General features: G+C 38.3%; 11 protein-coding genes and 2 pseudogenes. All 13 read right to left on the bottom strand.

The window, feature by feature from the left end:
- Nucleotides 1-266: 266 nt before the first annotated feature.
- Complete coding sequence (locus ACFVS1_RS22580) at nucleotides 267-944, bottom strand: hypothetical protein (protein ID WP_387550696.1); 678 nt, start codon at nucleotides 942-944, stop codon at nucleotides 267-269.
- Between the two features lie 232 nt (nucleotides 945-1,176).
- Nucleotides 1,177-2,283, bottom strand: coding sequence for a glycosyl hydrolase family 18 protein (locus ACFVS1_RS22585; RefSeq protein WP_387550699.1), 1,107 nt, complete (start codon nucleotides 2,281-2,283; stop codon nucleotides 1,177-1,179).
- A gap of 301 nt (nucleotides 2,284-2,584) precedes the next feature.
- Nucleotides 2,585-2,797, bottom strand: coding sequence for a biotin/lipoyl attachment domain-containing protein (locus ACFVS1_RS22590; protein ID WP_387550702.1), 213 nt, complete (start codon nucleotides 2,795-2,797; stop codon nucleotides 2,585-2,587).
- Between the two features lie 60 nt (nucleotides 2,798-2,857).
- Complete coding sequence (ystJ, locus tag ACFVS1_RS22595; protein ID WP_387550705.1) at nucleotides 2,858-4,108, bottom strand: NADP-dependent malic enzyme; 1,251 nt, start codon at nucleotides 4,106-4,108, stop codon at nucleotides 2,858-2,860.
- A gap of 54 nt (nucleotides 4,109-4,162) precedes the next feature.
- Nucleotides 4,163-4,818, bottom strand: a pseudogene (gene rpe, locus ACFVS1_RS22600) (ribulose-phosphate 3-epimerase).
- Between the two features lie 58 nt (nucleotides 4,819-4,876).
- Nucleotides 4,877-5,326, bottom strand: coding sequence for a ribose 5-phosphate isomerase B (rpiB, locus tag ACFVS1_RS22605; RefSeq protein ID WP_387550708.1), 450 nt, complete (start codon nucleotides 5,324-5,326; stop codon nucleotides 4,877-4,879).
- A gap of 40 nt (nucleotides 5,327-5,366) precedes the next feature.
- Nucleotides 5,367-7,376: pseudogene (tkt, locus tag ACFVS1_RS22610) on the bottom strand (transketolase).
- A 195-nt stretch (nucleotides 7,377-7,571) separates the two neighbouring features.
- Nucleotides 7,572-8,525, bottom strand: coding sequence for a transketolase family protein (locus tag ACFVS1_RS22615; RefSeq protein WP_144551367.1), 954 nt, complete (start codon nucleotides 8,523-8,525; stop codon nucleotides 7,572-7,574).
- Between the two features lie 2 nt (nucleotides 8,526-8,527).
- Complete coding sequence (locus ACFVS1_RS22620) at nucleotides 8,528-9,379, bottom strand: transketolase (protein ID WP_387550711.1); 852 nt, start codon at nucleotides 9,377-9,379, stop codon at nucleotides 8,528-8,530.
- An 81-nt stretch (nucleotides 9,380-9,460) separates the two neighbouring features.
- Nucleotides 9,461-10,480: an inositol 2-dehydrogenase gene (iolG, locus tag ACFVS1_RS22625; RefSeq protein WP_387550714.1), complete on the bottom strand. Its 1,020-nt coding sequence runs from the start codon at nucleotides 10,478-10,480 to the stop codon at nucleotides 9,461-9,463.
- 255 nt (nucleotides 10,481-10,735) lie between these two features.
- Complete coding sequence (gene iolG, locus ACFVS1_RS22630; RefSeq protein WP_387550717.1) at nucleotides 10,736-11,758, bottom strand: inositol 2-dehydrogenase; 1,023 nt, start codon at nucleotides 11,756-11,758, stop codon at nucleotides 10,736-10,738.
- 247 nt (nucleotides 11,759-12,005) lie between these two features.
- A complete protein-coding gene (locus ACFVS1_RS22635) occupies nucleotides 12,006-13,181 on the bottom strand; it encodes a sugar ABC transporter permease (protein ID WP_387550720.1) in 1,176 nt (391 codons plus the stop codon).
- Between the two features lies 1 nt (nucleotide 13,182).
- The gene (locus ACFVS1_RS22640; protein ID WP_387551085.1) at nucleotides 13,183-14,724 is read right to left on the bottom strand and encodes a xylose ABC transporter ATP-binding protein; all 1,542 of its coding nucleotides are present in this window, start codon (nucleotides 14,722-14,724) and stop codon (nucleotides 13,183-13,185) included.
- Between the last annotated feature and the right edge of the window lie 67 nt (nucleotides 14,725-14,791).

The following is a 14,791-nucleotide window of genomic DNA, read 5'->3' on the forward strand; positions in this document are numbered from 1 at the left end:
AATACATATAGATAAACTTTTTTTATTTTCATCTACTAACACTCCAATCATAATTTTCATAGTTTATTTTTTCCACATCAAAAGCTACTCCACCACAAAAGAACGTACGTTCCTTTTAATGCAATTATATTCCACAATTAACCAATAGTCAATTTCTTATGGAACTATCCTGCCCCGATAGTTCCATAAGAAAAGAGCTGCCAAAGCAACTCTCTTATTGAAGTAAAGCACCCATTAGTTCAACAAGGTTATGAAATGGGAGAACACTACTCATACTCATAATCATCAGTTACCAGCTCGACCTTTTCTGGTATTATTTTTTGAAGAGAGTCTATTGTTGAAAAGTGTTGATCATTTGAGAACGCGGTAATATAGTCACTATCATACCCTACCCAAAACATAGTGGAACTTTCAGTTAAAGTTGCTATCGGGGTATTGGCTATCCACTTTAATTTAACTAGTCTGGTTCGGTTTTTTTTAGTCTTTTTTACAGGATAAGGTGACTCATATTCCCTTTCCTCTAGTCTGAATACATCCTGTTTTAGAGACCATAATGATAAGTTCATCATGCTTCCATTCCCGTACAAATAAGGATAATATTCTTTAAATTGCTGCGGGCTGTGTATAATTGCCTTTACAAAGAACGTGTCTTTACGACTCCCCTTCATATAATTAAACTCTATATTTTGCATCTTAAACAGCTCTTCGTACTCTGCTTGTTGAAAATCATAGATTTCCGCAAGTGAATAAATAGGGTAATAATCTGGGCTATCCATCCAATTACAAAAGAATTCTTCATGGGTATCTGTATAATCACCATCAATATAACAAGAAAACTCTACGATATATTGGAACTCACCGTTAATCTCAAAAGGATAAGTGGCTTCTTCCCCCGGTACAGTTATTATTTTTTCGGGAGGGAAGTAGCTTATTTCTACCTTCATTTTAATCGCCTCTCTTAAAAGGTTTGAATAGTTTATTTTTATTATATTACCACGTAAAACCGTTGTTTTCGCTGGCTTATTAGTATTATCAGCTTCTTGAACTATCCTGCCCCTTTAGTTCCATAAAGAAAGAGCTGTCTTAAAGACAGCTCTGATCTTCAGCTAACGCACCCGTTACTTTAAGTACAAATCTTCACAATTAAACAAGTTCAGGATTTAGAGGGACCATTCATCACTTTTTTACTTTTATTTCCTCGGGTATAGTGGTCCAGAACTTTGGGTCTTCTAAGCCGATCCGCCAAATCCCGATTCCCCGCAAGTTATATTTTTTTACTAGGTTTAACTTAAACCGCAGACTATCGCTATTCTCAAACCAAACTTGGTGGCTATGATGATTATGATCAACGTAACTGAATTGAGGTGTTTGCGAATGGGATTCCCATATAACTTTAGCTTTATATTTTGTTCTCTGATCCATTAACTGTGCGTAGGAGCTATACAAGGCTTTGTCTGCTGTCGTATCCCAGTCCCATCCATACCCAGCAATACCGAGTAAAATTTTTGATGGTGGTACGCCATGTTTCAAAGCATAACGAATCGTTGCTTCTGTCCAATTGACTGATGCTGTTGACCCGGGTTTTGTTCTTGGGTTGTGTTCATCGTATGTCATAATCATTAACCCATCTGAATATAGACCAAGCTTTTCGTAATCAAACCACCGTGACCAGGGATTAGCACGGGAATCACCTGTGTTTGCAGGGACTGAAACCGTAACTACTTTTCCATCACGATGCACAGCATCAAACAATTTTTTTATCAGCAGACTAAAGGAATCTCGGTCAGTCAAATACAAATTTTCCATGTCAATATTAATACCGTCATATTTAAACTGATTCATTTCATTGCGTAAGTTCTGAATGAAAACATTGCGGTTCTTATCGTTTTCGAGTACATTACTCGCTACCTGCTTGCCCTTCTCCACGGTTTCATAGAAGAGGTTATGTACAACCATATATACCTTCAGGTGTTTTTTATGAGCACTCTGAATAACCTTTATCTTATGATCTGCTGTAACAGAAACTATAAGACTGCCTGGACGTTTATCATCAAGCTTATACCAAAAGGGTGCAATGATGCTTAAATTGGTGAATTGCGAGTTAATTGTAGGTTGAGACCCTGGATACGTTCCTTCCTGTTCTGTGTAGAAACCTAAAACTTCACGAGGAGTTTTATTCTTATTGTATTCCTCTTTTCGTTGTAATTGACTACAGGATGACATTATTAATAACGCCATGCTTAAAGAAATGATGGTGAATAACCGATAACAATTTTTCGCCATAATACACCTTCTTCTAATTTGTATATATCTTAAGATGATAAGAAAATTTGTAACTTATTCACGAATTAAATTTCCCCCATATAAAAGGTCTCAGGAAAAAACCTCCACAAGTTAATAAGTAGTTCGGTTTTAAAATACAAAAACGCATTTAGAGAGCAAAATCGAAACAGATTTAGCAACCGAATTATCAATGTAAATAACATTACAATTGGCATAAAAAAACACTCAGAGTGAAAGATCTCTGAGTTTTTGTTTATAACGTCCTATTCCATTAAATGCCCCCTTTAGCTGAAGAGGACTATCAACCAATAAATTTAACCTTTTCAATTGTCCCTCTTGTACCGACAGAAATGTATTGTAATAAGCCATTATTATTTTCTATTTCAAACATAGGAGCCCATTCAGAAACCTTTTGACCTTCAGCTAAAAGTACCTCTTTTACAATTCCGTTTGAAGGACTAGTTACCAGCTCTAGATTCAGCCAACTATGCGTTGTTAATTCCCACTTAATCATAAAACGATGCATCCACCTTATTTGAATATGTCGTTAATTATTATTTTACAATCTATCTTTTCAGTATTCCGCAACTTGTTCTTTTGCATTTCCCATTACTAAAAGACGGTACTTAATGTCCAAAGGATTTACAATCTTTTGTGCAACACCTGTTTCAATCGCAGCAGTAGCAACTTCTGAAGCGACATATGCTGCGACTCTTCGATCAAAAGGATCTGGGATAACATAGTCTGGATGTAAACTGGATTCGGAAATAAGGTTAGCAATAGCATGGACAGCCACTATTTTCATTTCTTCATTAATCTCTGTTGCTCTAACATCTAAAGCACCACGGAAAATCCCTGGAAATGCTAATACGTTGTTTACTTGATTAGGAAAATCCGAACGTCCCGTACCGACAACAAGCGCACCGGCTTCTTTTGCTTCAGCAGGCATAATCTCAGGGACAGGGTTCGCCATAGCAAAAATAATAGGATCTTTTTTCATTGAACGAACCATATCTTGTGTTACGGCACCTGCTGCTGATACTCCGATAAACACATCAGCATCTTCAAGCGCATCTGCTAGTAAACCGGTTTTCCCTTCTATATTTGTTATGAGTGCCAGCTCTTCTTTAAACTCATTCATTCCCTCTGAACGGCCTTTATAGATAATCCCTTTTGTATCGCAAAGCAAAATATCCTTTACTTCCATACGAAGCAGCAACTTCACAATAGCGACTCCAGCAGCACCCGCGCCATTAATGACTACGCGGATTTCATTCATTTGTTTGCCTGCAAGTTTTAGTGCATTTAGTAGCCCAGCAGCAGTAACAATTGCAGTGCCATGCTGGTCATCGTGAAAAACAGGAATATTACATGAATCCTTTAAGCGCTGCTCAATTTCAAAACATTGAGGAGCTGCAATATCTTCTAAATTCACTCCCCCAAATGTTGGCTCTAATAGTTCAACTGATTTCACCAATTCATCAGTATCTTGAGTATCTAAGCAAATAGGAAAAGCATCCACATCCGCAAACGATTTAAATAGAATAGCTTTCCCTTCCATAACGGGCATCGCTGCCTTAGGTCCAATATTCCCAAGTCCAAGTACTGCTGTTCCATTAGATACGACTGCAACCAGATTACTTTTCATCGTATAGTCATAAACTTTATTTTCATCTTCATGTATTTCCAAGCATGGTTCAGCTACGCCTGGAGAGTAAGCAAGGCTCAGATCGTGACCGTCGTTAACCGACACCTTGGAATATACACCGAGCTTTCCCTGTTTTTCTCTATGCATTTTCAATGATTTTTCTTTTAAATTAAACATGTTTTCTTCCTCCCTGCCCCCGATGTAGTGCATTTTATATTAAAAGCTTATCAATCAAATTTTCACGGCATCCAAAAGTGACTCAATGGCTGATTTTCGATCATACGCCTTATAAATAGCTGAACCAGCAACAAGCACGTTTGTGCCTGCTTTTACGCAAGCCTGAGCAGTCTGCTCATTGATACCGCCATCAACCTCAATCTCAACTGTTAGGTTACGATCGTCAATTAATTTTGCTAATTGCTCAACTTTTGAAACCATGCTTTTAATAAATGCCTGCCCTCCAAAGCCTGGGTTAACTGTCATAATTAAGACTAAATCTACCTCGTCTAAGACATGTTCGATTTGGCTGATAGGTGTAGCAGGGCACAATACCACCCCCGCTTTGATATTATGACTTTTTATTAACTGGATTGTACGATGAGATGAGGACACGCTTCAGCGTGAACTGATATAATATCTGCTCCTGCCCAAGCGAAGTCATTTATATAAAGATCCGGGTTATCAATCATCAGATGCACATCTAAAGGCAAATCTGTAATGAGTCTAATCGATTCCACTACTGGAGGACCAATGGTGATGTTAGGAACAAAATGACCATCCATGACATCCACATGAATATAATGAGCCCCGCTCATTTCTACTTCTTTGATTTCATTCCCTAGCCGGGAAAAATTTGCTGATAATATAGAAGGCGCAATTTTAATCAATATACTACCCTGCTTTCTTCTAAAAAATGGTCTAAATAGAAGCTGACATGTTACTCATCTATTTCTGATGTGCATGTTCATACGAAGATATTTTCCCAACACGATTAGCATGTCTTCCGCCTTCAAACTCTGTGCGTAGCCATACTTCAGCAATCTCCCTTGCCAATCCAGGCCCTATGACACGTTCTCCCATTGCAAGGACATTTGTATCATTATGCTGTCTTGTTGCTTTAGCGCTGAAAGTATCATGTACAAGAGCACAGCGGATTCCTTTGACTTTATTAGCTGCAATGCTCATTCCAATTCCTGTTCCACAAATTAATATTCCACGGTCTGCTTCACCATTTAAGACCATTTCGGCAACTGGAACCGCATAATCAGGATAATCTGCAGATGTTTCACAGTCACATCCTAAATCTACATAATTAATCTTCATGTCATTTAATAATGAGATGATCTCTTTACGAATATTTATACCTCCGTGATCTGAAGCAATTGCCACTTTCATTTTTATCCTCCTAATTTACTCATAGATAGGTTGATTTGATTTATAAGATTAACTCTTTGAATGTTTTTACAACGTTTTCGACTGTAAATCCGAATTCTTCCATTAATTTTTGTGCCGGTGCAGAGGCCCCGTATTGGTCAATAGTAATCTTAGCGCCATTTTCTCCAATGTATTCTCTCCAGCCAAATGAAACACCCATTTCAATAGCAAGGCGCGCTTTTATATGACTTGGAAGGATTATGTTTTTATATTCGGCTGACTGTTTTTCAAAGCGATCCCAGCTTGGCATACTAATAACCGTTACAAAAATGCCTTCCCTCTCAAGCTCTTTTTGAGCTGCAATAGCGAGAGACACTTCTGAACCAGTAGCCAATAGCAATCCCTGCACCTTATTTTTTGACTCCGAAACAATATAGGCACCCTTTTCTACACCAGCAACTACTTCCTTTTGATTCTTTTCAAGAACCGGAAGCGCCTGCCGGGTGAATAATAAAGCTGTAGGAGTGTTGGAGCTCTCAAAAGCTATTTTCCATGCAGCAGCAGTTTCTTTTGCATCTGCCGGACGAATAACAGATAAGTTAGGAATTGTACGCAAAGAGGCAAGCTGCTCAACTGGCTCATGGGTCGGCCCATCTTCACCAACAGCAATACTATCATGAGTGAAAACATATGTGACCGGAAGCTTCATAAGTGCTGCAAGCCGGATGGCTGGCTTTAAGTAATCCGAAAAAACAAGAAATGTTGCCCCGAATACTTTTACTCCTCCATACAACGCCATACCATTCATCACGGCTGCCATTGCAAATTCCCTTACACCAAACCAAATATTTCTGAACTCATATCCATCTGCACCGAAATTCTTTTCTGAGGCAATAAGCGTTTTATTTGGCCCTGCAAGGTCCGCTGATCCTCCGATTAACTGTGGAATTACTTCCGCTAAAGCATTCAATGTCTGTCCAGAAGCATCCCGGGTAGCCATTTCTGCCCCTGCCTCAAAACGAGGAATTGATTCAGTCCACTGTTCTGGAATTTTTCCATCTAGTGCAGCTTCAAGGTTTTTCGCCAGCTCAGGATATTCTCGTTTGTACTCTTCATAAAGAGCAATCCACTCTTTCTCTTTCTCTCGGCCTTTTTCTGCTAGTTCCTTAAAATGACCTCTTACACTATCTGGAACAGAAAATGGTTCCTAATATGTCCACTTGTACTCTTTTTTTGTTAGGATTATTTCTTCCGCGCCAAGAGGCGCACCGTGACAGTCGGATTTTCCAGATTTAGTGGGAGAGCCAAATCCAATTGTCGTTTTGATTTCAATTAATGTCGGGCGCTCCAAGTCTGATTTTGCTTCCTTAAGTGCTTTTTCAATAGCATCATCATCGTTATTTTCTACTCTTATCACTTGCCACCCATAGGCTTTAAAACGATCTTCCACGCTTTCTGAAAATGAAAGATTTAGATCTCCATCAAGCGAAATATCATTAGAATCATATAAAACAATTAGGCGGCCAAGTTTTAAATGACCTGCAAGGGACGAAGCTTCTGCTGTGACCCCTTCCATCATGTCGCCATCTCCACACAAGCTGTAGGTATAGTGGTCTATTACTTCATAGCCTGTCTTATTATACTTAGTAGCTAAATGACGTTCTGTCATAGCCATCCCCACTGCCATGGCAATTCCTTGTCCAAGTGGGCCAGTTGTCGCCTCTACACCCGGAGTGTGTCCTACTTCTGGATGGCCGGGAGTTTTACTTCCCCATTGACGAAAATTTTTCAAATCCTCAATTGAAACGTCATATTCAAATAAATGGAGCATGCTGTATAGTAAAGCCGAACCATGACCTGCAGCTAAAATAAATCGATCCCGGTTTATCCAATTAGGATTATATGGATTATGATTCATTACATTCGCCCAAAGTACATAAGCCATTGGAGCAGCACCCATAGGCATTCCAGGATGACCAGATTTTGCTTTCTCGATTGCATCAATCGAAAGCGTACGGATGGTATTGATCGCTAACTCTTTAGTAGAAGTCCTTGATAAATCGATTACCATATTTTCACCTCATTTAAGATATTATGAAATATTCTTTGAAGATTAAATGGCTTTGCATTTGTTAAATTAAAATGTTCTTAGGTAGGGAAAGCGCTTAATCTAAAATTTTCAATAAAACACTTTATTTAAAGAACTACAAATATATAAATAAAATTGAAGCTTAGCAACGCTAAACTTCAATTTTATTCAGTACTTTTATTTTCTTTCTAATACATTTTTTGCAGCTTTTACGATATGGCCAGCTGAAACTTCATACTTTTCAAGTAGTTCATTATTTCCTGCAGACTCAGAATTACGGTCTTTTACTCCCACACGCTTCATTGGTACTGGCGCTTCTTCCACTAAAACTTCAGCAACCGCACTGCCAAGCCCACCGTAAATGCTGTGTTCTTCAGCTGTAACAATGACACCGGTCTTATGAGCAGCTTTAATGATCGCTTCTTTATCTAATGGCTTAATAGTAGGCATGTGTAATACTGCAGCAGAAATTCCATCTGCTTCTAGCTTTTCAGCCGCTTCTAGAGCTCGGCTTGTTTCCGTACCAGTCGAAATAATTGTGACGTCCGTACCCTCTTTAAGGGGAACAGCTTTTCCAAGTTCAAACTCGTAATCTTCAGGGAAGATAATCGGATAATTATCACGAGCAAGGCGGATGTAAACCGGTCCATCGTATTTATGTGCCCATCTCATCATCTTTTCTACTTCTACTGCATCTGCTGGGGCTAAAACAGTCATATGAGCAAGACTTCTAAAGATCGCAATATCTTCGAGCGCTTGGTGGGTTTTACCAGTCAGACCAGTAAGAAGACCGCTATATGCGCCGACCATTTTCACATTTAAGTTTGGTTGTGCAATTTGCACCTGAATTTGATCAATAGCCCGTTTGCAAAGAAACGCGGCAAATGTAGTGGCCCATGGCTGTAAGCCCGTGGTGGCTAAACCAGCCGCTACACTCATCATATTTTGTTCTGCAATACCCATCTGTAGAAACTTAGATGGATTTTTTATTGCTACTGTATCGACTTTTGTAGAATTCGCCAAATCACCATCAATTGCATATACAGCCGGATCTTCCATTGAAAGCTTTAAAATCGTATCCCCGAATGTATCTCGCATTGATACACTTTTCTTTACTTTAACTTCTGTCATTTTTATACCCCCACTTCAAGTTCTTTAATAGCTGAGCTTAGTTCCTCGTCAGTTGGAACCCGTGAATGCCATAAGTAGGCATTTTCCATAAAACTTACTCCTTTTCCTTTAACCGTATTTGCAATAATGATTGTCGGTTTGCCGCTCGTTTGTTTTGCTTCGTCAAAAGCCTGTTTAATTTCTGTAAAATCGTGACCATCACAAGTAATGACGTTCCATCCGAATGCTTCCCATCTTTTTTCAGGGTTAATGACAGGAACCTCACGGACTGTTTCTTTTCCGTCCCAGCCGAATTGCTGCAGCTTATTGTAATCCATAATGACTACTAGATTATCTAGCTCATATTTTGAAGCTATGTCTGCTGCTTCCCATACTTGCCCTTCCTGAGATTCTCCATCTCCAATCATACAATACGTACGAAATTCTTTATTTTGAAGTTTGGCACCTAGCGCCATACCTACTGCAGCTGAAATACCTTGTCCAAGAGATCCAGTAGACATGTCAAGCCCTGGCAGAGCTGTCATATCAGGATGACCCTGCAAACGAGAATTGATAGAATCAAATGTATTTAATTCTTCAATAGGACAATATCCTTTTACAGCTAAAACTGAATATAGACCAATAGCTGAGTGACCTTTGGAAAGGACAAAACGATCTCTGTTTTCAGCATGCGGATCTTGCGTATCTACTTTCATTTCATTAAAATAAAGGCTTACTAGCAAGTCTACCGCTGACATTGGGCCTCCCACATGCCCTGCACCGGCGTGGTGAACTGTTTTGATGATTAAGCTTCTTGACTCAGCCGCCTGTCTCTTAAGCGACGATAACTCCTCATGACTTAATTGTTTTTTCATGCGAACTCCTCCATATAATAATTTTTGGTTAAGCGCTTATCCAATGTTGAAAAAGGAAACAAGATAATTTCTTATCTTGTTTTAAACTGTCAATGTCTTGCTTTTTATTTTAACGGGTAAACCTGTTTTTCTAGATTCAGCAGCTGCATGTGCAATAATTTCGGCTTGAAGACCGTCATTACCCTCACATAAAAGCGGTTTATTGGTAAGAATTGAATCAATAAATGCATATGTTTCCGTTATATAAGCTTCTTTATAACGTTCCAAGAAGAAATGATGCGGTTTATCTCTAAATACTCCTTCACCGGTGCTAATCTCTGCGTTAGTAGGTCTGATATTTTCAGTAGTAATAACCCCGTTAGATCCAAATGCTTCTACACGTTGATCGTATCCATATACAGCTCTCCGACTATTGTCAATGATACCAATAGCACCATTTTCAAATTTTAATGTAATAACTGCTGTGTCAATATCACCAAGTTCACCAATCATAGGATCTATAAGATTTGCTGATTGAACGTAAACTTCGGTTACTTCACTACCTGAAACAAAGCGAGCCATGTCAAAGTCATGAATAGACATATCTACAAACAACCCACCTGAACTCTTAATATATTCAGCTGGTGGCGGCTCAGGGTCACGAGAAGTAATTTTAATAATATGCGGAGTTCCAATTACACCGTTTTGTACTGTTTCTTTTACTTTAGAGAATTGTGTGTCAAATCGGCGGTTAAATCCTACTTGAAATTTAACGCCTGCTTTTTTCACTGCTTCTAGAGCCTTTTCAGTTTCTTCAATTGAAAAGCTGATTGGCTTCTCGCAAAAGATATGTTTTCCATGCTCAGCAGCTTTTTGAATGATTGGAACATGAGTTGTAGTCGGTGAGCATACAAAAATTGCATCAATTTCAGGATCATTCAGGATTTCTTTATAGTCTTCTACAACATTTTCAATTCCAATTTGTTGTGCCCACTCACGAACGTTAGCTGCGAATAAATCCGAAATTGTTTTAATTTTAACTTGGGGAATATGGATGATATTTTCCGCGTGAAGACGACCAATTCTTCCGGCCCCAATAATCCCAATTGTAATCTTTTCCATATAATATACACCTACCTATGAATGATTTTATTTCCTATTACAAACTCCAAGGGAGAAAGCGCTTTCCTTATTCTACGAACATTATAATCTAAATTTTCAATCTTTTGAAGCGTTTTCCTCTGGTTATCCGAAAATTTTTTTAATAGGATTAATTTACAACTCCTTTTTTTAAAAGCACCTAACATAGCCGCCTGCTTTTTTAGCTGCGTTAAATATTATTGATAGAACGCTCTGAAATGATCAGAGCGTCTAAAATTACTGTAGAACTTTTTTCAGGTCAACCGTTTGGCTAGTTTTAAAAGATTGAGTAGCGGCAATAGCAATTTCCAATGCTGCTTTTCCATCTTCAGCTGTACAAGAAGTTTCTTCACCTTTATGCAATGCATCAATAAAATGTATCATTTCGAGCAAGTAAGCATCTTGGAAACGAGAAGGGAAATCCTGAATGGTATCTTGAAGACAGCCTTGCTTTGTAAGAATTTTAACATCATTATTTCTCATAGAGCCGATTTGGATGGCACCTTCAGTTCCTACTACTTCCCCACGAATGTCATACGCATATGGTGCAACACGGGAAGTTTCAATATCACCGGCAGCACCTGATTCAAATGTACAGAATGTCAATGCTTGATCTACATCATCATATTTTTTCATAAACAGATTCGATGGATTGATAATACTTCCTGATGAAGAAATAGACGTGATATCTTGTCCCATTAAAAAGCGAGCAATATCAAAATCATGAATGGAAACATCAAGAAAAATGCCGCCGCTGTGCTTAATAAATTCCTCATGTGGAACATTTCCATCACGGCTTACACCTTTAAAATACAATGGCTTACCAATATCACCAGCCAGGATACGTCTTTTAGCTTCTGCATACGCTGGATCAAAACGTCTCATAAATCCAACTTGTAAAGTTACATTTGTTTCTCTTACCACTTGAATTACATCGTCTGCTTCAGACACTGTTTGTGTAATCGGCTTTTCTACGAATATCTGTTTTCCATGTCTTGCAGCTAGCTTAATCATTTCTGCATGGGTGCTAGTTGGAGTTACAATGACTACTGCATCTATTTGATCGTCTTCAAAAGCATCCATTGGATTTTGAGACCATTTTTCAGCACCAAGTTCCTTAGCGACTTGTTCAGCGCGTCCTTCTAGTGGATCTACGACCTTTACCAATTTTGCTCCTTTTACTTTTGAAGCCAAATTTTCGGCGTGCCAGTAACCTAATCTCCCTAGTCCTAATACTGCGCAACGAATTACCTCTGCCATTTCAATCATCTCCTAAATAATATATAATTTTCCCAGTAGGTAAGCGCTTAATCAATTAGTGTTTAAAAAATGAAATTATTTTTAGAAACAATTTCATTATTCACTACTTTTTTATAGGTAAGCGCTTATATTTTAAAAATTCTATCTATTCATCCTAAATATAGATCAATTAACAAAGGTTTGCAATAACTTTTTATGAAAATATTATTTCTTTCTTATGATTAATCAAAAAAAGTATGAACTTCGGTTAGTTGCCTTTTTTCTTGGTGTATACATCAAACCATACAGCCAAAACTAAGATACCGCCTTTAACAATATATTGCCAGAATGCTTCAATATTCAATAAACTCATTCCATTATCCAAACTTGCCATAATGAGTGCGCCTAAAATTGCCCCGTAAATTTTACCGCGTCCACCTGCAAGGCTTGTTCCCCCGATAACTGCTGCAGCAATGGCGTCAAGTTCCATCATTGTTCCTGCTGAAGGAGATCCCGTATTTAATCGTGCTGATAGAATAATCCCTGCCATAGCAGCCATTAACCCATTTAACGCAAAAACTGATAAAACAACTTTTTTTACTTTAATTCCTGAAAAAGTTGCAGCTTGTAAATTTCCACCGATTGCATAAACACTTCGTCCAAATCTTGTTTTATCCGCAAGAAAAGTAAATACAATGACTAAAATTAACATAATGTATACTGGCACTGGCATCCCCTTGTATGAAGTCATAATGTATGAGAAGCCTAGGATAAGCAAGCTAATTAGAGCCAGTTTCACATATGCCGAACTTGCGTTGACTGCTACATCAAAATTCTTTCTGCTTTGTTGTTTTTTAAATTCTAAGAAGAATAACGCAGCAATAGTAAGGATTGCAAAGAGATAAGTCGTCATATTAGTGACATACGCTTGTCCAAATGCTTTGTATCCTTCATTCATCGGAGCAATGGATACCCCTTCTGTAATACCGAGCAGGATGCCTTTAAAAACCATCATCCCTCCGAGTGTCACAATGAATGACGGAACATTTAGGTAAACAGTGGCAAATCCTTGAATAGCACCAGCTACTAATCCTAACGCCAAGACAGCTAGTACTGTAGGAAGCGTACCCCAGTCATTCCAGACCATCAAAGCAGCTGCAACCCCTCCGACCAAGCCAACTAATGACCCTACGGATAAATCGATATGACCTGTTACAATTACCATAACCATTCCAGTTCCAAGAATCGCAACGACCGCCATTTGCAATGTTAAATTGGAAATATTACGAGCTGATAAAAATGTTCCATCGGTTAAAATGGAAAACAAAATCCAAATAACAATTAACCCAACGATCATGGTATAAGCTCTAACATCAACATTTTTTAGTAAGCTCTGTTTTACAGGACTACTATTAACCGATGTTTTAGCTTTACGTAATTCCATCTTACACACCTCCTGTAGCATAATAAATAATTTTTTCTTGTGTGGCATCCTGGATGTTAAGGTCTGCAGTTAATTTGCCTTCTGTCATAACCATGACACGGTCACTCATTCCCAAAACTTCTTCAAGTTCTGAAGAGATAATAATAACGATTACATCTTCGTCCACAAGCTTATTGATAATCTCATATATTTCATACTTAGCTCCAATATCAATTCCTCGGGTTGGCTCGTCCAAAATAAGAACTTTTGGATTGGTCATAAGCCACTTGCCAATAACTACTTTCTGTTGGTTACCGCCACTTAGGTTTCCAACTACAGATTCAATAGTTGGTGATTTTACATTTAGATCCTTTGAATATTGAGTAGCGATAGAGGACTCTTTATTATTATCCATGACAAAATTAGATACTTTACCCAAGCTTGCCATTGTAATATTCTCTTTCACGGTCATATTTAAAACAAGTCCCTCAGACTTACGATCCTCCGAAATTAAGCCCAGTCCATGATGAATGGCATCTACTGCATTTTTTATTTTTACTGGTTTTCCTTCTATTAAGACATCGCCTTGCTGTTTTCCTTCATACACACCAAAAATACTGGAAACCATTTCTGTCCGCCCGGCTCCCATCAAGCCGGCGATACCTAGAATTTCTCCTTTGTACGCCTTGAAATTGACATTATCAATTACCTTTTTTGTCGGCACATCAGGATCATAAACGGTAAAGTTTCTCACTTCAAAACCGCACTCACTTTTAATTCTTTCTTTCCGAGGATAAAGTTTTTCTAATTTCCGTCCAACCATCATGTAAATAATTGTGTCTTTGTCAATTTCCTTTCGGCTTTTGGTATCAACATACTTGCCGTCGCGTAAAGCAGAAACTGAGCAGGCAATCTCTAATACTTCATCCAGTTTGTGCGAAATATAAATAGAAGTAACACCCTTTTTCTTAAGTTGGTGAATAATCTTCAATAATGTTTCACTTTCTCTTTCAGTTAAAGCAGAAGTGGGCTCATCAAGAATAAGAATTTTTGCGTTTTTTGAAAGTGCCTTAGCGATTTCTACAAGCTGTTGCTGCCCAATCCCAAGATTCTTCACTTGCTCGTCAGGCTTGATATTTAGACCTAACTCGTCCAACAAAGCTTTCGTCCGGCTATACATGGCATCCCACTTAATGATACCTGCTACATTTGGCTCGTTTCCAAGAAAGATATTTTCTTGAACCGTTAATTCTCCTACAAGAGCAAGCTCTTGATGAATACATACGATTCCTCGTTGCTCTGCATCATCAATATTTGACAATTCAACTTTTTCTCCGTTTAGTAGGATCTCTCCCTCGTAAGACCCGCTAGGATAAACTCCGCTGAGGATTTTAATGAGTGTTGACTTTCCAGCTCCGTTTTCCCCGCATAATGCATGGACTTCACCTTTTTTAAATTTAAGGTTTACATTGTTTAAAGCAATAACACCTGGAAAGCTCTTTTTCACATTTCTTGTCTCTAATATATAATCACCACTGTGAGATACTGTTTTTTTTGCTGTAATTCCTTTGGCATTAACTTCCTTCACTAAGGTTTGATTTTCCACATTACTCGTCCTCTCTTATTGTTTG

This window comes from Peribacillus sp. NPDC058075 (genome assembly GCF_042885195.1).
In the GTDB taxonomy this organism is placed as follows: domain Bacteria; phylum Bacillota; class Bacilli; order Bacillales; family DSM-1321; genus Peribacillus.